This is a genomic window from Nocardia sp. CA-128927, from assembly GCF_050955855.1.
Lineage (GTDB): Bacteria > Actinomycetota > Actinomycetes > Mycobacteriales > Mycobacteriaceae > Nocardia.
In genome coordinates, this window is record NZ_CP192087.1 from 360,789 (window position 1) to 383,864 (window position 23,076).

The window sequence follows — 23,076 nt, forward strand, 5'->3', positions numbered from 1 at the left end:
CGCTACAGCAGAATTCGGTATCTAGCCCTCGGCGGGTTTGTGCCACACCAGTGAGTACCGCCAGTAAACGAGCCGCCGCACCCGCGCCCCGGGCAGGATCGCGGCCGCCTGCTGCCGCACCTGACGAGTCGTCAGCGGCGGATCCATCACCACCGGCATAGCACTGTGACTCGGCTCGATGGCATGCCATTTCCCGCGACCGAACCTACGGAGAACCGCAAACCCGATCCCGAGAACCCGATGACCGACCGCCGCCGCGAATTCCACCGGCAGTTCCCGAGCAACGTCCGCCCGCGGCAACGCAACGACGGCGAGAACCCCGCCCGGCCGCAGCGCGTCAGCCAAGACCGGCAACGCCTTGTCGAGCGGCATATGGTGCAACGTGCTGATCGACACGATCGCATCGTAGCTCGCCGCAGGCAGCGGCTGCTCCAGCACGTCCCCGAGAATGCAGGTGACATTGCCCGGCGTCGCCTGCTTCGCGGCATCGATCATCACCGGTGACCGATCGATGGCGTCCACCTGTTCGGCATGCCGCGCCAGCTCGACCGCGAACGCACCGGACCCGCACCCGACATCCAGCACCCGAGCGCACGGCTTCGGCAGTTGCCGCACGAGAAACCGGTGGTAGAAGGTGTTGTGGTTCCACTCGAGTCCAGCCATCAATCCCACTCTGCCACAGGATTTCCGAGCATCGCTGCCGAGCCGACGGCACTAGTCGAGCGTTAGCGTCGCCGTCACCGTGTCGCCGCTGACCGTCGACGTCGCCGCCCCGAGCAGCCTGCGCGCTGCCGAGTTGTCAACCGTGGTGACAGCCACAACCCGGCGCGCCCCGATCTCCACCGCAACCACCCGCAGCTGCTCGGCCACGGCCCGGCCCACACCACGCCCGCGATCCGAACGACCGATCCACACCCCCGCCTCGAACCCTTCCGCGCCGGGCTGCAACCGCGCCGCCCCCACCACCCGACCATCCACCGCAATCAGATACGTGTACTCCACCGGCACCTCCGCCAGCAGCGCCCGCCCACGATGGAATTCGAGAAACGCCTGCCGGCGCTCCGCATTCCACCCCGGCTCACCCGCCACCGGCGGCATCACCTCCAACGGATCCGCATCGGCAACCGCCGCCTCGAGCAGCAGCGTGAGGTTGTCCTCCGTCAGCGGCTCGAGTCTGACCGTCGCCATATCCCTGTCCACAACACCGAGCCTCCTGGACCGGCGATGCCCAGGTCAACGGAATTCCTGCAGCGCTAGCCTGCCGATGTCGTGCAACACTCAAAATGAGTGTGCCACTTATGAATTGACCGCGCAGACCGCCGCTCCGCTCTGGCAGACTGTGCGACGCGGGCTCCTACTGGGGGAGTGGTAACAGGTCCGAACGCCGTCACCGCGCGGGCCGATATGCCGAGTTATGGGGGATTCGACGTGAAGTTCTCGATTCAACGCACGGGCCTGGTGGTCGGCCTCATCGTGACAGCAGGCGTGCTCTCGCTGACTTCGACGACCGGCGCAGGCGCGGCCCCGGTCGAATATCAGCCACCGGAACTCACCTTCGTCGCCACCGGCCCGCACGAGATCACCGCGACGATTCGCAACCCCAACGCGACCGGCATCTGTTACGCCATCATCGGCCTCGATACGTCGGTCCACGAGTTCGCCGAACACGACGGCACCGGCTACGCACCCGCAGGGCGGACCATTCAAGTAACCCGGCACGATCTTCCCGCGGACCGCTACCGCCTCAGCGGCTACTGCGGCTCGTCGGCGACCTCACGGGATCAACGAAAGGCACCCGACCAGGAAGTCATTGTGCCGGGCGACAAGCCAGGCTCCAGCGGGTCCAGCTAGCGCATTCACGGTCATCCAGCCTGGAAACACGCAGGCTACGATGGCCGGGTGAACGACCGGCGTGCTCGGATCGGGGCGGCCACCTGCGCGGATGATCGATTCGGCTCAGGATCGGCAGCGAGCCGGTCGAGCGGGATGTGGTCGGGTGACTCGACGTCTGAGAGGACGGGATGCTGCGCGCTGGTGAGGTTTTCGCCGGGTACGTGATCGAGCGCCAGCTGGGTCGCGGCGGTATGGGTTCGGTATATCTCGCGCGCCATCCGCGGCTGCCCCGCCGAATCGCGCTGAAGCTGCTCAGCCCGGACTTGCACGCCAACGACGAAATGCGCGCACGGTTCGAGCGCGAGGCGGAACTGGTCGCACAGCTGGACCACCCGAATATCGTTGCGGTGTACGACCGCGGCGTCGAAGACGGCGTCCGCTGGATTTCCATGCAGTACGTCGACGGCATCGACGCCGGGGTCCTCGACCCCCGCTCGCTGGACCCGGCCCGTGCCGTCGAGATCATCGCCGAGACGGCGAAGGCCCTCGACTACGCACACGCCGTTGGCGTCCTGCACCGCGACGTGAAACCGGCCAACATCATGCTGGCCCGCGCGACCGCCGGTCAGGACGAGCGAGTCCTGTTGACCGACTTCGGCATAGCCCGCCTGCGCGACGACTCCCACCAACTGACCCGAACCGGGATGTTCGCCGCCACACTGGCCTACGCGTCCCCCGAACAACTCTCAGCCGCCGCCGTCGACCACCGATCCGACCAATACGCCCTGGCCTGCACCCTCTTCTGGCTCCTGTCCAACACCGCCCCCTTCGCCGCGGACAACCCCGCCGCAATGATCGCCGGCCACCTCCAACAACCCCCGCCCCGGATCACCACCCGCCGCCCATCCCTACCGCCCGCCATAGACGCGGTCCTGACCAAGGCCCTGGCCAAGCAGCCCGCCGAACGTTTCGACTCCTGCTCGGAATTCGCCACCGCAGTACGCCGAGCACTGACCCCCGGCGCAACTGCCAACTCGGCCAGCCGATCCCCGAGCGAGTCGACAACCGGCCACGCCCCTCCTACCGTGCCGCAATCATGGGTGCCCCCGCGCACACAGGCCTCGAACGAGCCGACGCGCCGGGCAAATGAGCCCACGCGGCAGTCGGAATCGGTTGCGCCAGAGCAGGAGCCAAGTCAGCGCACGCAATGGGCGGAGTCGACTGAAGACCCGCAGCAGGCGCTGGCAGAACGACGTCCTGCCGGGCGAACCGCGCGCAATGCCGGTATCGCCGGGGCGGCGGTACTCGTCGTGGCCGCGGTCGTGGTGGGAATCATCTGGGGCAATACGGGATCCCGCACGCCGTCGTCGCCGACCACACCATCCGGTCCCGGCGCATCGCGGCCGATCGACTGGTCTGGGGCCGTCGCTCCGGGCACTGCCGGTGCGCCCCGCGCCATCGAGCCCGTGACGCAGGTCGACCTCCAAGGCAAGGAAGTCGCGAAACCGAGCGCCGCCAACACTCCGGCTGGCGATGGTAAGGCGACGTGCGCGCCGGTAACCATCGCCACGACAGCCGTTTTCACCGGCTCCGACGCAGGCGCCGGTGGCAGCGCCGACGGCGGCGTGAAGTTGGCCATCGACCAGTTCACGAAGGCGAACCCGGGATGCCATGTCGCACTGCGGGAATTCGACTCCGCGGGCGGCTCTCAGGCCGCCGCGGGAGTGGCCGCGCAGATCGTGAACGACCCGTCGATCGTCGCGCTGATCGGTCCGGTGTTCTCCACGGAAATCCAGGCCGCCGGAAAGGTTTTCAACGATGCGGGGCTCCCGTTCCTGACCCCGTCGGCGACCGACCCCGCGCTGTCCACCAACGGTTGGCACTCCTTCTTCCGCGGCTTGGCCGCCGACGATGTCCAGGGCACCGCGCTGGCGAAGTACCTGGTCAACACCGCTCACTTCCGCAAGATCTGCGTCATCCAGGACAAGACCGGCTACGGCAGAAGCCTGGCGGGCAGTGCCGTCTCCAGCCTCGGCTCGGCCGCCGACCCGAACTGCGCGGCGAACATCGGCAAGGACGACCGTGACTTCACCACGGTGACAACAGATATCGCCGTCGCCAAGCCGGACGCGATCTTCTACTCCGGCTTCTACGAAGCGGCCGCTGTACTGCTGAAGCAGCTGAGGCAAGCGGGCATCACCGCCCCCTTCGTCTCCGCGGAAAGCACCGTAACCCCGGATTTCATTGCCCAGGCAGGCGATTCGTCGGCAGCCGCACTCGTGTCCTGCTCTTGCGGCCCGGTGGTCACTCAGTTCGCCAGCGACTACCAGGCTCTCAATGGTCATGCCCCCGGCCCGAGTTCCGTCGAGGCCTACGACCTCACCACCATCCTCTTGCAGGGCATCACCTCCGACCGCGCCTCCCGCGCCGACCTCATCGACTACCTCCGCGGCTACGAGGGCACCGGCCTCGCCCGCACCTACCGCTGGTCCACCACCGGCGAACTGGCAACACCCCAAACCTGGCTCTACAAGGTCAAGTAACTACCTCGGTCTGTCTCCAGGTAGCGCAGCATGTTTGCCACTCCGCACCTCCTGCAACCTGTTGCTGCATCGAGGGAGACTTTGTCGCAATGCTGCTACCGTGAGTGAGCCGTCAGGTTCTGGGCGGCTGCCAGGACTTTCCGGATTCGAACGGTGTTTCACTCGTCGAAATCGCGTGTCCAGCAGGGACTGTGAGGTGGGCACGGTGAATCTGCGTTTACCGCACAGCATTCCGGTCCTCGACGTGCAATCGTTAGCAATGGTCACCTATGGTCGGTTGACACCTGATACACCTCCGACCTTTCCCGAGGCACGTGACCGAGCCGCGTGCCCGCGCACCGACCGTCTGGAGTCACGTCCTTGACCACGTCACCATTCACCGTGTCCGACAACGCCGCACCTGGGGTCTGCCCCGTCCAACACGGATCACCCATCGATACCGATGGCCCCCGAGTGCTGCTGCACACCCCGGAGTTCGCCGCCGATCCGCATCGCGCTTACGCCGAGATGCGCCGCCAGTACGGCTCGCTGGTGCCGATCGAGCTGGCCCCGGATGTACCGGCGACGCTGGTGGTCGGTTACCAGGCCGCGCTGCGAATCCTCAACGACCCCGAGCACTTTCCGGCCGATCCGCGGACCTGGCAGCAGCACATCCCCGACGACTCACCCATCAAGCCGATGATGGAGTGGTACCCGAACGCGCTGCGCAACAGCGGCGCCGCGCACGCCCGCTATCGGCAGGCATACACCGCCGCCATCGACGGAATCGACCTGCACGCCCTGCATTCCACCGTCGAGCGCATTGCTATCCCGCTGATCAACACCTTCTGCCAGACCGGCTCGGCCGACCTGGTGACCCAATACGCGTTTCCGCTGGTCTTCGAGGTGCTCAACCAAATGGTGGGCTGCTCAGCGGAATTGGGCCAGCGGGTCGCAACCGGCATGGCCGCGCTGTTCGACACCGTCAACGCCGCCCAGGGCATGCAGATGCTCAGCGAGGCGCTGCTGGAGCTGATCGGCCTGCGGCGCGCGGAGCCCGGCGACGACGTCACCTCCCGACTAGCGCATCACCCGGCCGAACTCGACGACACCGAAATGCTGTGCCAGCTGATCAGTTTCTACGGCGCGGGCATCGAACCGCAGCAGAACCTGATCATCAACACCCTGCTCCTGATGGTCACCGACGACCGCTTCGGCGGTGACGTCCTCGGCGGCAGCCTGTCGACCCGCGACGCGCTGGACGAGGTCCTGTTCAACGACCCGCCGATGGCGAACTTCTGCACCTCGTACCCGAGGCAGCCGATCCTGATCGACAACAACTGGTTACCCGCGCACCAGCCGGTCCTGATCAGCCTCGCAGGCTGCAACAACGACCCCGAGATCCGCGGCGGCGACCGCACCGGCAACCGCTCGCACCTGGCGTGGGCCGCCGGACCGCACGCCTGCCCGGCCAAATCCGTTGCCTACCTGATCGTGCAGGACGCCATCGACCAGCTGCTCGACGCGCTGCCCGAGATGGAACTCGCGGTGCCCGCGCACGAATTGGTGTGGCGGCCAGGGCCTTTCCACCGCGCGGTCGCGGCACTGCCGGTCGTCTTCCCCAAGTCCCCTCCGTTGAACATGATGTAAGGAGCGTCCGATGGAGCATGAACCGATAGTTCTGGACACGACCGGTGCCGACATCCAAGGCGAGTCCGCGCGGATCCGGGCGCGCGGGCCCGTCGCGGTAGTGGAATTACCCGGCGGCGTGCCCGCCTGGTCGGCCACCGACGCGACCGTGCTCAAGAGCCTGCTTGCGGATCCGCGCGTGTCCAAAGATCCTCGGCAGCACTGGTCTTCGTTCATCAACGGCGAGATCACCGAGGCATGGCCGTTGCTGCCCTGGGTCGCGGTGGACAACATGTTCACCGCCTACGGCACGGACCATCGGCGGCTCCGGAAACTGGTCTCGCCCGCGTTCACCCACCGCCGCACCACGGCGCTGCGCCCGCGAATCGAGGCGATCACCGAGAACCTGCTGAACGCCCTGGCGGCCACTCTGCCCGGCGAATCAGTAGACCTCCGTGCGGGATTCGCGTACCCGGTGCCGATCCAGGTGATCACCGAGATGATGGGCGTGCCCGAACATCTGGGCGGCGGCCTGCACAAATGCGTCGACGGATTCTTCGACACCTCGTTCACGCCCGAGCAGGCACAAGCCAACTACCTCGAAATGTACCGGCTCATCAGCGAACTCGTCGCCTACCGGCGCGAGACGCCCGGCGACGACGTCACCAGCGTTTTGATCGCCACCCGCGCCGAGGACGACGGCTCACAGCTGGTCGAGAAGGAACTCGTCGACACCCTCATGCTGGTCATCAACGCGGGTCACGAAACCACCGTCAACCTCCTCGACCAGGCGATCTTCGCGCTGCTGACCCACCCCGAGCAACGCGCCGACGTGGTCGAGGGCCGAGTGCCCTGGTCCGACGTGGTGGAGGAAACACTGCGCTACGAGGCACCGGTCGCGCACCTGCCATTGCGCTACGCCGTCGACGACATCGACATCGGCGACATCCGAATCCCCAAGGGGGAGGCCATCCTCGCCTCCTACGCGGGCGCCGGCCGCGACCCGAACCTGCACGGCGCAACGGCCGACCGGTTCGACATACACCGCACCAACAAGGACCACCTGTCCTTCGGCCACGGCGCCCACCACTGCATCGGCGCCCCGCTGGCCCGCCTCGAAGCGGCGATCGCCCTCCCCGCCCTCTTCGAGCGCTTCCCCAACCTCAGGCTGGCGGTAGACCCGGCGGAGTTGCAGCCCGTGGGCAGCTTCGTCTCCAACGGCCACCGCCAACTACCGGTGTACCTGGGGGAGTAGATCTACCGGCGTGGGGTGCCGTCCAACGGCACCCCACCTTCACTCGATGAATGCCAAGGCTGCAATCGCGAGGCCGACCAGCGCGAACACGTCCACCCACGCCACGCGCTTGGCCTTTTCGTTGAGCTCGCGGAATCCGACGGTGAGCGCGAGCGCGACGAAGCTACTCATGCTGATCGCGGCCGCGATGATCGCAGCAACTCGAATCGGGGCAACGAAGGCGCCGACGATAACTCCGGCTCCGACCAGCGCGAGCAGCAGTGCGCGATGCCGCAACAGCAGCTCTTGGTCGCGATTGCCGAGATCGGTGCCGTAAACCGCGACAGCGCGGCGAGGTGTGCAGGCGACGATGCCGGGGACCACATGGATCACACCGATCAGCACCAGCACTGCCTGCGCGAGGTATTCGAATCGCATATCCGCCCTTTCCGTAGGTCGTGCAAGCATGGCGAGTATGGGTGGCGCGGCACTTCCAGAAACACGCTGTCTCGCGACCGTGTGGCTGTGGCCGGGTCATGCCGTGTATCGGGGCCCGTCGCTGCGGCTCGACGCGCACTGCGGCTCGGTGCACTGTTTGGCGGTCGGCCTCGACGCGCCGTTCACGCTGCGCGCCGACGGGCTGGAGAAGACCGTTGGTAGCGCGGTGATTCCGCCCCGCATGGTCCATCAGATCGTGGCCAACGGCGAGCAGATGCTGTTCTGCTACATCGATCCCAGCTCGCCGCAGGCGAAGACATGCTGGGATCGGATGACCACTCGCTCCGCCGGATTCGGGCTGGACCACCGCGATGAAACCGACCTGAAAAGCCTTGCCACACAACCGGATTTCGATCCCAAGGCCGCGATCGACTTGGCCTGCGGTCCCGGCGCGGCGCAGATCGACGGCAGGATCGCGGCGGCTGCGGCGACGCTGCAAGCCCACCCGGCTCGGCCGAACTCGGCTGCCGAACTAGCCGCCGAGGCGCACCTGTCGACCTCGCGGTTCCTGCACCTGTTCGCCCTGCACGCGGGCACCAGCTTCCGCCGTTATCGGATGTGGGCGCGCATGCTCAGCGTCGGCCGTGCTGTTGCGAAGGGTGCCGATCTCACGACCGCAGCCGCGGACGCGGGTTTCGCCAGCCCTTCGCACTTCAGCGATACCTTCCACGCCATGTGCGGACTCACCCCAAGCGGACTGCTCGCCGGTGGTGTCCAAATCGTCGTGCTCGATTAGCGCTGTTTCGCGGCTAGGCAAAGTTCGCGAGCAGGCGTGTGTCCAAGTGTCGTAGGTAGTCACTTCCGAAAGGGCCGTTTTCGAGTCCGATCAGCAAGGCGTTCGGCAGGTCCTGCTCGATTTCCGGCGAACGTGATCCGGCGGCTAGTGCGATCGTCGCGACGGTGTCGACATCGCCGGTGAAAGCGACTGAGGTGTGCAGGATTTCGCTGAGTCTGTTGCTCGATGTGAGTGCGGTCAGCGCGGCACGCACGCTCATCCAGCCCTTCGAGCCGACCTTGCCGCGCCACGGCTTGGCCCAGCTCGGGTCGAGTCGAGCACCGATCCAGTCGGGTAGGTCGGATACCGGCCCGAGCTGTCGATGGCAGTAGTGCACGGCCAGCGCGGCGGCCTGTGCCGCCGAAATTCCGGCGGGGGTGTCGTGAGTGACGCGCGCCTGGACTTCCGCGTAATGCAGCACCTGGTCGACGGTTGGCAGCAGCCCGATCGGGCCGGCCCGCATCGCGGATCCGCTCTTGTCGCTGGACGGGTCGATGCGGCGCAACAGGTCCGCGCCGGTATGCACGGTGTCGAGGAACTGCTGGAAACGAGTGGCATAGCCGTCACGCGGATCACGGTGATAGGCCCGCACGAAGTGTTCGGCCAACTGCGCCAGCTCCCACGGCTCACCCGAGACCAGCAGTTCCGCGATCGCCAAGGTCATCTGGGTGTCATCGGTGTACGCACCCGGCCGGACACCGAGATGTGTCGGATGTTGGATGTACCCGGCCAACGTGTTGTGTTCGGCGACAAGCCTCGGATTCGCGTACTCGAAACCAGCGCCATAGGCGTCCCCCACGGCCAACTCGACCAGCATGCAATCCCCTCCCAGCGCCCGATTCTAGAGTGCGGCAGGATATCTCGCAGCTAGTATTGCCTCGACGATGCATGCGGGCGTGATGTGAAACCGGCCAATATCGTGTTGGCCCGCGCGACCGCCGGACAAGGCGAGGCGACGTACTGTGACGTGGGCAACTCGTCTCGAGAGTCGCCGCTCCTGACATGATCGCCGGTCGTCCGCACGTGGCATGCCAGCCACCGACCGAGGCTAGGATCCTCGGAATGCCCGTACCGAAAGCCGAACTGCATCTGCACATCGAGGGAACGCTGGAGCCGGAGCTGGCGTTCGCGCTGGCCGAGCGCAACGGGGCACAGCTGCCGTTCGCTTCGGTGGACGAGTTGCACCACGCCTACCGGTTCGAGGATCTGCAGTCGTTTCTCGATCTGTACTACCGGCTGACGGATGTGCTGCGGGTCGAGCAGGATTTCACCGAGCTGGCTGAGGCCTATCTGGTGCGCGCGCAGGCCGCGGGGGTCCGGCACGCCGAGATCTTCTTCGATCCGCAGGCGCACACCGCGCGCGGGGTGCCCTTCTCGACCGTCATCGACGGCTTGTGGCAGGCGCTGCGCGACAGCGAGCGGCGGTACGGCATCACGACGAAGCTCATCCTGTGCTTCTTGCGCGATCTCTCGGTCGAGTCCGCTCTGGAAACCTTGCGCGCGGCCGAGCCGTATCTGGATCGGATCGTTGCCGTCGGGCTCGATTCGGCGGAGGTCGGGCATCCGCCCGCCAAGTTCGCCGCGGTCTATGACCGGGCTCGCGAGCTGGGGCTGCGCGCGGTGGCGCACGCCGGCGAGGAGGGACCGGCGGCGTATGTGGCCGAGGCGCTGGACGTGCTCCGCGTCGAGCGGATCGACCACGGGATCCGCGTGCTGGAGGATCCGGCGTTGGTCGCGCGCCTGGTGCGGGAGCGGATCCCGTTGACGGTGTGCCCGCTCTCCAATGTGCGGTTGCGGGTGATCGACAAGCTGACCGACCATCCGCTGCGGCAGATGCTCGAACTCGGCCTGCTCGCCACGGTGAACTCCGACGACCCGGCCTACTTCGGTGGGTATGTGCACGACAACTTCGACGGGATCCGGGATGCCCTGGACCTGAGCGTTGATCAGTTGCGCACCCTGGCCCGCAATTCCTTCGAGGCTTCGTTCATCGACGCGGACACTCGCGCGCGCTATCTCGGCGAGGTCGACGCTTACCGCTTCTGACCTACCTGGTGGAAATGCCAAGGGCCCGTAGCAGGTTTATCCAAGGCACTCCGACCACCCTCCCGGATCATGAGCATGTCGGCGCGATCCAGCCGCCGAAGTATCGAATGAGGGGCATGCGGCGGCGCATTCACTCGCGGCCGCCGCATCACCGGAGGGGGCAATACAGATGAACCTATTTCCGCCGGCGTACCGCGGCATACGGCTGCGCCGCCCGCCGCGACTGCGATCGCTGCGACTCGGCGACGTGCGCGTCACCTATGTGCCCGATGGCATGGTCGGTCTGCGCCCACGCGGCTGGCTACCCGAGACCACCGCCGCCGACTGGCGCACGCACGCCCACTACCTCGGCCCCGATGGATGTCTGGTCGCCGGAATCGGTGGGCTGCTGGTGGAAACCAGGGCCCATCGCCTGCTGATCGATGCGGGCGTCGGCGCCATCTCGGTGCCGGCGGACCCTGCCAACCCGCTGACCGGGCGCCTTGCGTGGCGGCGCACTGCTCGACAACCTCGCGCACGTCGGTATCCGCCCGGAGCGGCTCGACGCGATCGCCATCACGCACATGCACATCGACCACATCGGCTGGGCGCTGCACCCGGCCTTCGCGCAGACCCGGCTGCGCATCCCCGCTCCGGAGTGGGCCTGGTGGAACGCGCTGACACCAGAGGAGTTCGAGAAGTTGCTCGAGCGCATGGCGCCCTGGGCGAAGGGAAAGATCGACCTCGCCCAGATCCTCGGTGCTGGCGCCGCGCGTCGAAACCGTCAGTGACGGAGCAGAACTCGTGCCGGGCGTCACCGCCGTCCTGACCGACGGGCATACCGCGGGCCATAGCGGATACACGCTGACCTCGCGCGGGCGAACGATGCGCGTCTTCGGTGACGTTCTGCATTCGCCCATCCAGATCCGCCACCCCGAGTGGGCGTGCGCCGCGGATCTGGATCCGGTTCGCGGGGTGGTCCAGCGCCGTCAGCTCGTCGACGAGCTCGCCGACACCGGCGACCTCGCGGCCGGAATCCATTTCGCCGACGTGGTTTTCGGCACAGTCCGCCGCGACCGCAAGGGCGCCACTTCCTGGGTACCTGCCTTGGCGCGGCCGCGTTTGACCGAGGCGCAGCAGGGTGCGGCCTCGTCGATCGTCGCATCGAGATTGCCCTGGCCAGGTACCACACTGCCCGCGACATCGGCGCACGAGAGTCCGACGACCCGTTGATGAAACGGTAAGGGCTGCAACGGAATTCCAGGGGGGATCAGATGAACAGATACTGGCCGATGGAACGCGGCTACCGCGTCACCTCCGGCTTCGGGCTTCGAGACGGCGGCTGGCACTGGGGCGTCGATTTCGGCTGGCCCGGCGGCAGCGGTGGCCGCGCCGTCTACGCGATGGCGGGCGGGCGGGTCGACCACGTCGGACCGGCGAACGGGTTCGGCCGCTGGGTGTGCCTGAACCACGACGTCACCGATGGTGGCGGTTACACCGTCTATGGGCACGTCGTGCCCGAAGTCGCTGTCGGCCAGCGCGTCGAGGCAGGGCAACGCATCGCCCACATCGATCCCGATCCCGCCACCAACGCGGGCGTCGCCCCGCACGTGCACGTCGAAGTGCACGAATTCACCTGGGTACCACCGGGTCCGGGTCGTCTGGAGCCGCTGCCCTGGCTCGGCGCGGCCGCTTATCCGAACGAAAGGCCAAGCATGTCAACGATGTTCGGCATCGATATCTCGAACCATCAACGGGGCTTCGATTTCGGTGCGGCCCGGCGCGAAGGCTTCGCGTTCGCGACCCACAAGATCTCCGAAGGCACCTGGCCCGATCCCTGCTGGCCGCGCGCCCGCACCGAGATGCAGACCCACTTCCCCGAAGCCTGGGGCGGCTACGTGTTCTGCAAGGTCGGCACCGATCCCGAGTTGGAGGCCGACACCGCGCTGGCGCACTCCGGCGGCGCCTGCCGCCTGCAGATCGACTACGAGGACCTCGAGACCGACGGCAGCATCGAAGACCTGTCGGCACGGATCACCGCACTCACCGCCCGCGGCTTCGAGTTGCTGCCCATCTACCTCCCGCGCTGGTACTGGTCAGGGCACATGTGCTCACCCTCCCTGGCCGACCTGCCCGTCGGAATCTGGAACAGCCACTACGTGTCCGGCGAAGGCTTCGCGAGCCACCTCTACCCGGGCGACGAGCACCCTGGCTGGGCGCCCATGGGTGGCAAGCACATCGACATCCTCCAGTTCTCCTCCACGGCCAACGTCGCAGGTCACCTCATCGACGTCAATGCCGTACGCGGCGGCGAACCCGCCCTCGACACCCTCTTCGGAAAGGACACCGACATGACCCCCGACCAAGAACGCCAGCTCGACGAGATCCACCGCGAACTCACTCAGCTCTACCCGTCCCGATCCCACTACAGCGACACCGACCAACCCCTCGACACCATGGCCGGATACCTGCTCAACGTCGACGGCCGCGTCCACGAATCCTCCATCGACCTCCCCGCCGCCCTGGAACGCCTGCAACGCGCCATCGACGACCTACCCACCAAAATCGCCGCGGCACTACGCGAACAAGCCGCAACCACACCCCGCCGCCGCCTCCCGAACCCGCGCTGAGGACGGCTATTTGGTTGTGGTGGTCGGCTGACAGCTTGTCGAATTAGGCTGCCGCCAGCTCGATCGGCATCCTGGACGTGCGAAGGTGGCGGCGGATCGGCAGTGGTGGTCTGAAAATGGCAGGTCGGGATGCGAAATGTGTGTCCTGCCCTGCCATTTCCGCCGCCTGGCGAAACCTGGAGCCGTGAACAACGTGACTTCAGTCAGCAGACCCAGCAACGATGTCGCGAACTCCTAGGATAGTCTCTTCGGCTGAAGGGGGTGCCTTGTGAAAGTCGAACCGGCCAGCTTGCGTGCAGCGGCCACAAAGTTGTTCACGGAGTCGGGCAATGTCGACCATTGGACTCGGCTCGGCGGAGCCACTGTAGCCACCCAGTTGAACGGATTGGGTTGTGCTGCTTTGTTCACCGACGCCGATAATGCAAGCCGCCAGGCCAAAGCGGTACTCCAGGCCAGGATGAAGGAACTCGGCAACCTCCTGAAGATCTCTGCTGATGAATACACCGATACCGACACCGCGACGGCCGGCAAGTTGGCCGCATTCAGTGATCTGAACTCGGGAGATCCGCACGGGGGCCGATGACGATGAGTCCTACCGGATCGATCCCGACACGGGATCAAGTGACATCGTGGAACGTGGCAGCCCTGAAAGATGTGGCCGCCAACGCGGGCAAGATCGGTGACGCCATTGCCGCGGCTTCCACCTCGGTACACAGCACGCTGCACGACGACCTCAGCTGGTCGGGCGCCGCGAAGAATGCCGCCGAGGACCGGGCCGACCGAGAGCAACGCGAAATGCGCGCCGTGGCAACGGCATACTTCGACCTCGAGAGCGCATCCGAAAGTCTGCACAGGGCAATCGAATACTCGGTCGAGCAGCTCGAGCAACTCGTCAGGATGCACGAGGTAGAGCCGGTCGTCATCGGCAACGATCAGGCATGGACCGTGTACGGCATGACCGACGAGAACGAGGCAGCCAACCTCAGTAGCAGCCTCGTCAGCTTCGCCACCACCATCGCCGAGGCGGACGCCCAGTGGAAACCGAAGATCCAGGAGGCCATCGACGAGATTCGTCGAATGGCGCCCATTACCAACAACGTTGACAGCAACGGCAACCCGGTCCTCTCGCCGGAAAGAGCTGCGGCCGTCGAGTACGCGAACCGCTGGGCATTGGGTCGCAATCCTGACTACGAGAACCTGGGTGACGCGGATTGCACCAACTTCGTCTCACAGTGTCTGCGCGCCGGCGGATTCAAGGATGAGGGGGACGGTGGCGTCCCGCAAATGCACCGCGATGACAACGGCCGGTGGTACTACGACGATGACACCGTCAAAGTCGACAAGTCGTATACGTGGGGCGGTGCACCCAATCTGCACGAATATCTGCTCAGGGACAATCCTCAATCGGGAACCCCCAGCGGCACCGAGGTACAAACCGGTGCGATCAACACCACGACTGCTTCCGCAGATCCGCTGGCATTGAGCAAGGCAGGCTTGAAGCCCGGCGACATCGTCCAATACGAGTTGAACGACGGCGCCAACGCCGGAGCGTGTGCCACGAACAACGAGGAGGTCAGTGTAGGTAGCTGAGCTTGGAGTTGATGCTGTGCCAGAGATGAAGGTTTGGCCCTTCGGAGTCGCCGCTCGGGCGGAGGCTTCAAACCGCCACATGCTGCGTTGGCTGAAGACCGTCGTGGTGAGCGATGTGGAAAAGGCGTCGTGAGAGGCGTCAGGTGGGGACCAGGAAGATGAGTGAACCCGAACCGCTGTTGACGTGTCGTTACGTTCGAAGTGACGTCGAAACCGTGGCCATGTTCCGGGCTGCGGGAGCTGGGCCTGACAGGTTGTCCCGATTGATGGTCAGGTGGCGTCCGGCATTGAGGCGGCATGAGCCTGGTCTGCGGCTTTGGCATGGAACGTGGGAAGGCGTGCCCTGAAACCGTTTTCGTCGAGTAGATCGGCGGCGAGAGGGAAACCCCCGTCGCGGGGTGCGCCGGCGGACCGGCTCGTAGTAGTGGTGAAGCTTCTGTAATGGGTGTGGAGCGAAGGGGCCGGGTCGTCTGTGGCTGTTGTTTGTCCTGTCAACCGGGCCGTGTGGTCCGGGAGGAGCTGTGGTGAGCGAGCTGAAGTCGTCAGCGAAGTCGTTCGAGATTTTCAAGTGGGAAGTTCAGGAGGCATACGAGAAGGTCAAAGCGAACAAGGGTGCGCCGGGAGTGGACGCGGTGAGCTTGGCGGAGTTCGAAACCGATCTGAAGAACAATCTGTATCGGATCTGGAATCGGATGTCGTCGGGCAGCTACTTTCCGCCTCCGGTCAAAGCGGTGGAGATACCGAAATCGCATGGCGCGGGCACGAGGATGCTCGGGGTGCCCACGATTGCGGACAGGATCGCTCAAACGGTGGTGGCCGCGAGGCTGGAGAAGAGGGTCGAGCCGATCTTTCATCCGGATTCTTATGGTTACCGGCCGGGGCGGTCGCAGTTGGACGCGGTCGGGGTGGCTCGGCAGCGGTGTTGGAGATACGACTGGGTCATCGACTTGGACGTGGAGAAGTTCTTCGACAGTGTCCCTTGGGATCTCGTGCTCAAAGCGGTCCAGGCGCACACCGATCAGCGTTGGGTGGTGCTGTATGTGAAGCGGTGGCTCGAAGCGCCGCTTCAACTGCCCGATGGCACTGTGGCGCAACGAGATCGAGGTACCCCGCAGGGGTCCGCGGTCTCGCCTGTACTCGCGAACCTGTTCCTGCATTACGCGTTCGACATGTGGATGGTCCGGGAGTTCCCCGATGTCGTGTTCGAACGTTATGCCGACGATGCGATCGTGCACTGCGTCAGCGAACGCCAGGCTCGCCTGGTGCTGGCCGCGATCGAGAACAGGATGAGCGAGGTCGGGTTGCGGTTGCATCCGGACAAGACCCGGATCGTGTACTGCAAGGGCGGCAAACGGCGGGGCTCGGCTGAGCATACGTCGTTCACGTTCCTCGGTTACACATTCCGCGCTCGCAGTGCTCGCGACAAGCAGGGCAGGGTGTTCACCTCGTTTCTGCCCGCGATCAGTAAGGACGCTTTGACCAGGCTCGGTCGTACGGTACGGGGGTGGCGGTTACATCGCCGCACCGATCTCGGTTGGGCTGAACTCGCCGCGATGATCAATCCGGTCGTCCGGGGTTGGATGAACTATTACGGGGCGTTCTACCCTTCGGCGATACATAACCTTCTGGCCCGCATCAACACCTACCTGGTGCGGTGGATCCGCAAGAAGTTCAAACGGTTACGGCCGCGCCGCAAGGCCAGGGAGTACTGGGAACGCACCACCACCGAGTACCCGCGTGCCTTCGCCCACTGGCGTTGGGTGGCCTATCCGCTGATGATCAAGACGACAGGAGCCCGGTGAAGGGAGACCTTCACGCCGGGATCTGCGGGAGCCCGAGGGTGCAATCCCCTCGGGCCACCCGACCCTGGCGGTCAGGGCCTTTCGGTGGCGGAGCAGCCCGTCAGCGCGGGTGGCTATCTGGTTGGGGAGGGCGGGTTGGTGCTGCCAGTCGGTTTCGGTGTGGTGCTCGGCGTCTTCGTCGGCGTCGGTATGCCGGTGACGTTCGACGGAAGGCTTGCGGGGTCAGGAAGTTTCGGTCGGGTGACCTCGTCTCCGAACGGTTTCTCATGGGTGATGGCGTCGCGCATGCGTTTCACGGCCTCCGGCTCAGCTGCACGGTCGGCTGGATTCTTACCGGCCCGCTGTGCGGCCTCGGCTTCTGGGCCGGCCAGTTCGCGAGCGAACGCCATGGTGAGCCATTTCTTCTCGGCGTAGTAGCGCGTGGTGAACAAGTAGGTCTTCTCGCGGTCGAGCGGTGGCACGTTGTCGACCACGACAATGTCGCCGTTACGCGCTGTGCCGCCGAGTTGGTTGACTACCACTGTGGCGGGCAGGTCACCTTTGAGTTCGTCCACGACTGACACCTGGTATTGGGTCTCCGGGGTTCTGGACTCAGGGGCCTCGGTGCTCAGGTACTTCTGCACCGTTCCGACGAAGATCGCATCGGCCCAACCCGCGACAGCTTCGCGATCATTTGGATCGACAGCCGAGTCCACCGTGACGTGCACAATCTTCCCCGGCGGCGGTTCATGAATCACCGCCGCACCGCAACCCGCCAAAACCACTGCGGTCAGAAGTGCGGCAACCATCAGACAAATCCCGGCGCCACCGGACCAGTAACCCTCGAAACGTTGGAACCGTCCAGGCGTGTGTGACGGGAGTTCTCTGGTCATCGGATACTTCAAATCCCGTTCCCCCAACCGAGTTCACCCTATGTGTTGCGAACGCTACCCCCGACCTGATTCGCGTGGAAGCGCGCAGTGGTAGGACCGACCGATCAGCGGCGTCGTAGCCCTTGCCCGGGCGATCAGCAGAACGGTAGGGTCGGTCGGCGACAGCCTGAGGGGACGAACCACTGGATGCTGGAGCATCGCGGGTGCCGCGAGGGGGCTGGTGAATTACGGGTTCGCGCGATGAATTGCTGCCCGTTCTCACTCGATTCGATCGCGGCAATTCGGCGGAACGATCCCACTGCAGTGGAGACAGAAGGGGGAAGAAGTGGCCACTGGCTTGATCGGAATCGGCCTGTTCACAATGAATCTCGACGAAGGTCGCCTTCCGACGGATGTCGAGGTCAGCCAGAATATCCACGACCGCCTGGATCCACCCGATCTCTCCGAGGCGGCGATGACCGGCTATTACGTGGCGCTCTGGCGGCATGACGCGCCTGTCATCGCCTCGGGCAGGTGGACCGAATTGACCGTATCTCCTTCTCGTCGTACAGAACTGATCACGCTCCTCGACACCCGGTCCCGCACTGAATTCGAGATGGTTGAACGTTCGTTGCGGCAGGGTGACGAATTCGTCGGGCGAGGACCGGTCACCGACTTCGGAGTGCCCTCGATGACGTTGGCCGCCAGCCTCTCTCGCATCGCCAGCATCGAGATCGATCCGCGATGGGCTGCCACGGCCAGCCCGTCCTACATCGCGTACGACATCCTCGACTGCGCGAATCAGATCCGGCAACAGCGCCCACGGTTCCACGAAGACGGGGCATGGGCCGACCGCACCGACGATGAGCTCGAACACGAATTCGCGGAATACAAGCGCTACCTGATGAGGAACTCGTAATGGTCAATTTCTCAGCGGATCTGAACCAGCTGGTGCAGGCTGCCCGAAACTGGGATCACGCGTCGGATGCTCTCACTGTCGCCGCCATGCAGGCACAGAGTATCCATTTCAGTCATCAGGACATTGCCTGGGGCCTGTTCCGGGAAACCTGGGACGCCCAGATGACGGCGGCACGATATATGTACGACAGGCTGGTCGAGGGCAGAGATGAAACAGATTCCATCGCCAGAGTTCTGGACCATGTCGCCAAGGTATTTCAGGAGCAGGATCAGAACTTCGCGAACGTCTTGATCGAGCTGGAAAAGGATAACTGATGGACGGAAAGAAATCTCTGGACGAGATCAACACCGTACTCGATCAGTTCTCGGACCAGATTGCGGAGATCAGGGACCAGCCTGCCAAAGTAGATGACGCGTTTCGGAAGGCGGCCATCGCCGCAGCCGAGGTCGAGGCAGCGACCTTCTTCGGATTGGCCGGTGCAGTTGCCGGTGCCATCTACGGCGCGACAACCGAGGACGACTTCACCGGCTACCTGCAGGAACACAAGGAAGAGATCAAGAAGAAGATCCAGGAACTCTTGGACAAACTGCAGAGTGCGGTCGACAGTTTGAAGGCACCCATCGCCTTCTTACAGACAAGCGAGGCATGGTCCCAACTGGAGATCCAGATCGGAAAGGCGCAGAGCAACGAGGTGGCCAAAGGCAGCGTCACCGGTTACTGGGCAGGTGCAGCGGCCCTCAAGTATACAGCGGCCCGCACGCTTCAGGACACCGTTATGGACTCCGCGAGATCGACCTGCACCAAGCTGAGCTCGGCGCTCGCCAAGGTGTCGGATACGGCATGGGACTTCTACTCTACGATTGTCCAGGACGTAGCGGAGCTAATTACCTCCCTAGGGTCGGCTCTCCTCAAGATTGCAACCTTCGTCGCCGCACCGTTCGGAATATCGGATGCAATTGATGCTCTCGAAAAGATAATCAACAACGCCATAGAATATACCGAGCAGTTCATCCGGGCCCTAATATCTCAACGGGGAGCTATCAACGATATTGTTATCGCTACGTCTAACCCGAAGGGATTCTACAATAACCATTGGCCGAGCAGTGATTCCGGCGACTTCAATATAAACTCTCCCAGCACTGAATGGCAGGCGACATGAACCTGCGCAAGCTGCTTGTAATTTCGGTGCTGGCAGCATTGCTTTCGGGCTGTGGTCTGTTGACCCGCGATCATCCCGGAGGCGATGAGATACCGCCGAGCAACCACACCATCGGGGAGTTGTGCAACTCTACGAAGCAGTTCTTCGCCACCCGAGCTGGTACCGAGAGCCTGAAGGTCAGTCCTGGTGCGGGCGGAAAAGTGTTGACCGACAAAATCGGCGGCGGCAACGGGTGCTTCTATGAGATGGCCGACGGGTCCGCGTGGCCGAACCTTGGATACGTATCGCTGTTTCGCATCGTCGACGGTGATCACACCCTGTCCCAACCTCCGCCGACGAACGAGAACTACCCGACCAAGGTTCTGACCGTGGACGGCGTGAACGTCAAGGTTGTCACCGAGCCGCTGCCCAAGGGAGGTGATCCCGCCACCGCACTGCTCACCGTCGACCTCACCGCCACCATCGACGGCTGGAAGGGTGAACTCCACTTCAGAGCAACCGAAGACCAAACGACGCGAGATGACCAACTGACCCGAGCGGGCGCGCAAACACTGGTGGACATGATCCGCGCGTTGAAGGGGTGATCACACCTAGGAGAATCGACCGCCCTCCTGGTGTGGAGGTGGGCGGTCGGTCCTCAGCGCGGGCGGCTATCTGGTTGGGGTGGGTGACGGAGGGCTCGTGTTCGGGGTAGTGCTGCCAGTCGGTTTCGGTGTGGTGCTCGGCGTCTTCGTCGGCGTTGGTATGCCGGTGACGTTCGACGGAAGGCTTGCTGGGTCAGGAAGTTTCGGTCGTGCGGCCTCGTCGCCGAAGGGCTTCTGGTGGGCGATGGCATCGCGGGTACTTTTGACAACGTCGGGTTCGGCCGCACGGAGGGCGGGATTGTTGCCTGCCCGCTTTGCGGCGTCGGCTTCCGGACCGGTGAGTTCGCGGGTACCCAATCCGGTCGCTATGGTGAGCCATTTCTTCTCGGCGTAGTAGCGGGTAATGAAGAGGTAGGTCTTCCCAGGGCCGATCAGCGGCGCGTTGTTGACGACGACGATTTCCCCGCGATGGTTGAGACCGCCGAACTGGTTGACCACCACTTTCGCGGGTAGATCACCCTTCAGCTCGTTCGCGACCGACACCCGGAATTGGGTCTCTGGCAGTGCGTTCCCTGAAGCCTCGGTGTGCAGGTTCTCCTCCACTGTTCCAACGAAGATGGCATCTGCCCAGCCGGCGACTGCTTCGCGATCAGCGGGGTCGACGGCCAAATCGGTCTCGACGTGCTTGATCGTCGCCGGTGGTAGGGGCGGCGGCGAGTCGGTGTCGCCGCAACCTGTCACGATTGCCGCCGCCACCGAGACGGCGAACAAGTGAACAACCCAGGTGGATATCGACTTGCTGGGTGTGTGCATGTCAGGCCCCTCCCCACATCGCCTGGTAGGAACTGTTATCGAGCGGACCGAACTCGAGTTGTGAGCTGACTCGGGCGATCATGATGTTGTTCTCGCAACTGTGGTGCAGCCCTAGGGCATGACCCATCTCGTGCAGGATGACATTGCGGGTCGGGTCACCGCGGTACTTGTCTTGGTCGAGGTAGTACGAATTGAGTTGAATCTGGACGGCCGGGTCGTAGTGTCCGACGAATTCGCCGTCGGACCGATTGACGTCCACCACCTGCAGTACCGGGTTCTCGGCACCGGGCATCACCACCCGCACCCGGCCCTTCGAGTTCCACTTGTTGACGCCGTTCTCGACTTCGGCTTTGTATTTGGAGCGGTTGAACAGGCCCAGCTGAGTCCCCGCCGGGCCCGTGTAGACCGACGAGAACGACTTGTTGTAGAGCGGGTTCGAGAAGCCCCAGGTGATCACGTCGTTTTCGAAGTACTGGCACTTGCCCTCGAACCCGTTGTCGCCGCGTGCGTTCCCGCCATCGACTTCATCGCTTGTCGGGTACCCATATCGCCCGTTCTCCCAGCCTGCTTTTACCCACTGGTCGCGGATCGCTCCCCACACCGGGTACACGCCGTTGCGTGGTGAGTAGTAGATCTCGCCGCCTTCCATGTGCTGACCGGCGCCGTTGTTGCGGGTGCCGAACTCGTCGCTGGTCGGGAAGCCGAGTTTGCCGTTCTCCCAGTCCAGTGTGGCCCACTTGTCCCGGATACCACCCCAGATGTTGTGTGCTCCGGTGCCACCGGACCAGTAGATCGACCCGCCCTCGAAGTTGTTGAACCGTCCAGGTTTGCGTGTCAGGAGTTCTCTGGTCGTCGGATACTTCAACGCCCCGTTCTCCCAGCCGAGTTCACCCCATTTGTCTCGAATGGTACCGCCGATCTGATTCGCGTGACCATTGGAAACCAAGGGGTGCCAGTAGATTGAGGAATTCCGCTCGAATGCCTGCCAGCGGCCGCCGCGGCTGGCATCGGACTCCGGGTTGGTGGCGTTGCCGAAGAAGCCGAACCCGCCTGCTTCGTCGTATTCGACCTTGATCGCGCCGCCGATGGGGTAGGGCGGATCAGCCGGACGTGCCGACGCGCCGATCGGATCGAGGGCGAGTGTGATGATCGTCGCGAGTACGGCGGCTGCACGGACCGCGGAAGTCCGTCGTCGTCGCTGATTGTGCTGACTGGATGTCATGTCCCCTCCTAGTCACCTTCGTCAGCAGACATTCGATGGCTCGATCTATCGAAATGCCTACTGGCTCAATGAAGCCGCCCCCAGATGTCCCGCTCGATGGGCGGTCGCCCATAGCGTGGCACATTTCGAACAGAGTGAATTCCCCAGATGAACTCCCGCATTGTCGATCTGGTGCTGCACTCGCCGAGTCTCGGTGCGGATGCGGTCGTCCGATTGATCACGCCGCAGGGATGGCGCGATCGCGAACCACACCGGAGATGGCCGGTGCTGTATCTGCTGCCGGGCGGGGACGGCGACCACACCGGTTGGACCACCGACACCAACGTCGCAGACCTGCCACAACTGCGTGACGTGCTGGTCGTCGTCCCTGGGATGCCGATGTTCGGGTTCTACAGCCCACGACCCGTACTACCTCTCCGACAAGCTCACTGGCATACCGGTTTTCCTGTCCAGCGGTGACGGCGCGCCAGGCGAATTCGATCCGCCGGACCTCCAGCGTGAACCACTGTTCGGCGAAATCGACCGGCACGCAGCCGAATTCCCGGATGCGGTCGATCTCACCGAGGCCGTAATGCACGAAAGCACCCGCGCGGTCGCCGACCGACTCCAGCAGCTGGGCGCACAACCGATCGTCCACCTCACTCGCGGCACCCACAGCCCGCCCTACTGGCAACGCGAACTCGACCGATCCCTGCCCATGCTGCTCGCCGCCTTGTGACGCCGACAGTCATCGGCTCGTGGCAGCGCTGAGGGATCACCGGCAGCCGTAACGAAAATGCCCCTGATTTGCGAGCATGTCGCAGATCAGGGGCATCCTGTGGCGGAGGATAGGGGATTTGAACCCATCCATTTCCGCAGGAAAGTCCTGCGACCAGCGAAACTCGTTGCAATTCAGCGTGATTCAGCGCATTCCACAATTCAAACGTTAGGGTCAGGTGTTGACGCGGTCAACGCCTGAGCCGAGTCATTCGGCCCTGCCCGGAGTGGGGT

25 protein-coding genes are annotated in these 23,076 nt (G+C 64.3%); 18 read left to right on the forward strand and 7 right to left on the reverse strand.

What is annotated here, in order from left to right; translation table 11 throughout:
- Positions 1-21 precede the first annotated feature (21 nt).
- Together ACQPW1_RS01720 and ACQPW1_RS01725 are read right to left on the reverse strand one after the other, a co-directional pair.
- Positions 22-663, reverse strand: a complete 642-nt coding sequence (locus ACQPW1_RS01720) for a class I SAM-dependent methyltransferase (protein WP_433661017.1) — start codon at positions 661-663, stop codon at positions 22-24.
- A 51-nt stretch (positions 664-714) separates the two neighbouring features.
- Positions 715-1,188: a GNAT family N-acetyltransferase gene (locus tag ACQPW1_RS01725; RefSeq protein WP_433661018.1), complete on the reverse strand. Its 474-nt coding sequence runs from the start codon at positions 1,186-1,188 to the stop codon at positions 715-717.
- A 177-nt stretch (positions 1,189-1,365) separates the two neighbouring features.
- On the opposite strand from ACQPW1_RS01725, the gene ACQPW1_RS01730 reads away from it, so the two are divergent.
- The 4 genes from ACQPW1_RS01730 (at position 1,366) to ACQPW1_RS01745 (ending at position 7,239) form a co-directional block, all read left to right on the forward strand.
- Positions 1,366-1,851 (forward strand): hypothetical protein, encoded by a 486-nt coding sequence (locus ACQPW1_RS01730; RefSeq protein WP_433661019.1) that lies wholly within the window; start codon positions 1,366-1,368, stop codon positions 1,849-1,851.
- Between the two features lie 170 nt (positions 1,852-2,021).
- The gene (locus ACQPW1_RS01735; protein ID WP_433661020.1) at positions 2,022-4,376 is read left to right on the forward strand and encodes a protein kinase domain-containing protein; all 2,355 of its coding nucleotides are present in this window, start codon (positions 2,022-2,024) and stop codon (positions 4,374-4,376) included.
- 360 nt (positions 4,377-4,736) lie between these two features.
- The gene (locus tag ACQPW1_RS01740) at positions 4,737-6,005 is read left to right on the forward strand and encodes a cytochrome P450 (RefSeq protein ID WP_433661021.1); all 1,269 of its coding nucleotides are present in this window, start codon (positions 4,737-4,739) and stop codon (positions 6,003-6,005) included.
- A 10-nt stretch (positions 6,006-6,015) separates the two neighbouring features.
- Positions 6,016-7,239: a cytochrome P450 family protein gene (locus tag ACQPW1_RS01745; RefSeq protein WP_433661022.1), complete on the forward strand. Its 1,224-nt coding sequence runs from the start codon at positions 6,016-6,018 to the stop codon at positions 7,237-7,239.
- A 39-nt stretch (positions 7,240-7,278) separates the two neighbouring features.
- On the opposite strand, the gene ACQPW1_RS01750 is transcribed toward ACQPW1_RS01745, so the two are convergent.
- On the reverse strand, positions 7,279-7,656 hold the full coding sequence (locus ACQPW1_RS01750; RefSeq protein WP_433661023.1) for a hypothetical protein: 378 nt from the start codon (positions 7,654-7,656) through the stop codon (positions 7,279-7,281).
- Between the two features lie 28 nt (positions 7,657-7,684).
- Here ACQPW1_RS01750 and ACQPW1_RS01755 point away from each other — a divergent pair, with 28 nt between their 5' ends.
- Positions 7,685-8,452: a helix-turn-helix domain-containing protein gene (locus tag ACQPW1_RS01755; RefSeq protein ID WP_433661024.1), complete on the forward strand. Its 768-nt coding sequence runs from the start codon at positions 7,685-7,687 to the stop codon at positions 8,450-8,452.
- Positions 8,453-8,465: 13 nt separating this feature from the next.
- On the opposite strand, the gene ACQPW1_RS01760 is transcribed toward ACQPW1_RS01755, so the two are convergent.
- The gene (locus tag ACQPW1_RS01760) at positions 8,466-9,308 is read right to left on the reverse strand and encodes an ADP-ribosylglycohydrolase family protein (protein ID WP_433661025.1); all 843 of its coding nucleotides are present in this window, start codon (positions 9,306-9,308) and stop codon (positions 8,466-8,468) included.
- A gap of 245 nt (positions 9,309-9,553) precedes the next feature.
- Between ACQPW1_RS01760 and ACQPW1_RS01765 the strand changes: the two genes are divergently transcribed.
- The 7 genes from ACQPW1_RS01765 to ltrA all read left to right on the forward strand — a co-directional run bounded on the left by ACQPW1_RS01765 (position 9,554) and on the right by ltrA (position 16,538).
- Positions 9,554-10,537 carry an adenosine deaminase gene (locus ACQPW1_RS01765; RefSeq protein ID WP_433661026.1) on the forward strand — a complete coding sequence of 328 codons (984 nt, stop codon included), beginning with the start codon at positions 9,554-9,556 and terminating at the stop codon, positions 10,535-10,537.
- Positions 10,538-11,019: 482 nt separating this feature from the next.
- Positions 11,020-11,307, forward strand: a complete 288-nt coding sequence (locus tag ACQPW1_RS01770) for an MBL fold metallo-hydrolase (RefSeq protein WP_433661027.1) — start codon at positions 11,020-11,022, stop codon at positions 11,305-11,307.
- Between the two features lie 13 nt (positions 11,308-11,320).
- Complete coding sequence (locus ACQPW1_RS01775; protein ID WP_433661028.1) at positions 11,321-11,749, forward strand: hypothetical protein; 429 nt, start codon at positions 11,321-11,323, stop codon at positions 11,747-11,749.
- 41 nt (positions 11,750-11,790) lie between these two features.
- Entirely contained in the window at positions 11,791-13,146 is a 1,356-nt protein-coding gene (locus ACQPW1_RS01780) for a peptidoglycan DD-metalloendopeptidase family protein (protein ID WP_433661029.1), read from the forward strand.
- A gap of 268 nt (positions 13,147-13,414) precedes the next feature.
- Positions 13,415-13,729: a type VII secretion target gene (locus ACQPW1_RS01785; protein WP_433661030.1), complete on the forward strand. Its 315-nt coding sequence runs from the start codon at positions 13,415-13,417 to the stop codon at positions 13,727-13,729.
- 53 nt (positions 13,730-13,782) lie between these two features.
- On the forward strand, positions 13,783-14,736 hold the full coding sequence (locus tag ACQPW1_RS01790) for an amidase domain-containing protein (RefSeq protein WP_433661031.1): 954 nt from the start codon (positions 13,783-13,785) through the stop codon (positions 14,734-14,736).
- 524 nt (positions 14,737-15,260) lie between these two features.
- Positions 15,261-16,538, forward strand: coding sequence for a group II intron reverse transcriptase/maturase (gene ltrA / locus ACQPW1_RS01795; protein ID WP_433655162.1), 1,278 nt, complete (start codon positions 15,261-15,263; stop codon positions 16,536-16,538).
- A 113-nt stretch (positions 16,539-16,651) separates the two neighbouring features.
- Here the strand turns inward: ltrA and ACQPW1_RS01800 are convergent, their stop codons facing one another.
- Positions 16,652-17,326, reverse strand: coding sequence for a hypothetical protein (locus tag ACQPW1_RS01800; RefSeq protein WP_433661032.1), 675 nt, complete (start codon positions 17,324-17,326; stop codon positions 16,652-16,654).
- A 409-nt stretch (positions 17,327-17,735) separates the two neighbouring features.
- On the opposite strand from ACQPW1_RS01800, the gene ACQPW1_RS01805 reads away from it, so the two are divergent.
- Genes ACQPW1_RS01805 through ACQPW1_RS01820 form a run of 4 tightly spaced genes read left to right on the forward strand, consistent with a single transcriptional unit; the run spans position 17,736 to position 20,051 of the window.
- The gene (locus ACQPW1_RS01805) at positions 17,736-18,308 is read left to right on the forward strand and encodes a hypothetical protein (RefSeq protein ID WP_433661033.1); all 573 of its coding nucleotides are present in this window, start codon (positions 17,736-17,738) and stop codon (positions 18,306-18,308) included.
- Positions 18,308-18,622 (forward strand): hypothetical protein, encoded by a 315-nt coding sequence (locus tag ACQPW1_RS01810; RefSeq protein WP_433661034.1) that lies wholly within the window; start codon positions 18,308-18,310, stop codon positions 18,620-18,622. Before ACQPW1_RS01805 ends, ACQPW1_RS01810 begins: the two co-directional genes overlap by 1 nt.
- Positions 18,622-19,467, forward strand: coding sequence for a hypothetical protein (locus ACQPW1_RS01815; RefSeq protein ID WP_433661035.1), 846 nt, complete (start codon positions 18,622-18,624; stop codon positions 19,465-19,467). Before ACQPW1_RS01810 ends, ACQPW1_RS01815 begins: the two co-directional genes overlap by 1 nt.
- Positions 19,452-20,051 carry a hypothetical protein gene (locus ACQPW1_RS01820; protein ID WP_433661036.1) on the forward strand — a complete coding sequence of 200 codons (600 nt, stop codon included), beginning with the start codon at positions 19,452-19,454 and terminating at the stop codon, positions 20,049-20,051. Before ACQPW1_RS01815 ends, ACQPW1_RS01820 begins: the two co-directional genes overlap by 16 nt.
- 66 nt (positions 20,052-20,117) lie before the next feature.
- Here the strand turns inward: ACQPW1_RS01820 and ACQPW1_RS01825 are convergent, their stop codons facing one another.
- The gene (locus ACQPW1_RS01825) at positions 20,118-20,864 is read right to left on the reverse strand and encodes a hypothetical protein (protein WP_433661037.1); all 747 of its coding nucleotides are present in this window, start codon (positions 20,862-20,864) and stop codon (positions 20,118-20,120) included.
- Position 20,865: 1 nt separating this feature from the next.
- Positions 20,866-22,086, reverse strand: a complete 1,221-nt coding sequence (locus ACQPW1_RS01830; RefSeq protein WP_433661038.1) for a matrixin family metalloprotease — start codon at positions 22,084-22,086, stop codon at positions 20,866-20,868.
- A gap of 147 nt (positions 22,087-22,233) precedes the next feature.
- Between ACQPW1_RS01830 and ACQPW1_RS01835 the strand changes: the two genes are divergently transcribed.
- On the forward strand, positions 22,234-22,545 hold the full coding sequence (locus tag ACQPW1_RS01835; RefSeq protein WP_433661039.1) for a hypothetical protein: 312 nt from the start codon (positions 22,234-22,236) through the stop codon (positions 22,543-22,545).
- A 112-nt stretch (positions 22,546-22,657) separates the two neighbouring features.
- A complete protein-coding gene (locus ACQPW1_RS01840; protein ID WP_433661040.1) occupies positions 22,658-22,804 on the forward strand; it encodes a hypothetical protein in 147 nt (48 codons plus the stop codon).
- Positions 22,805-23,076: the final 272 nt, after the last annotated feature.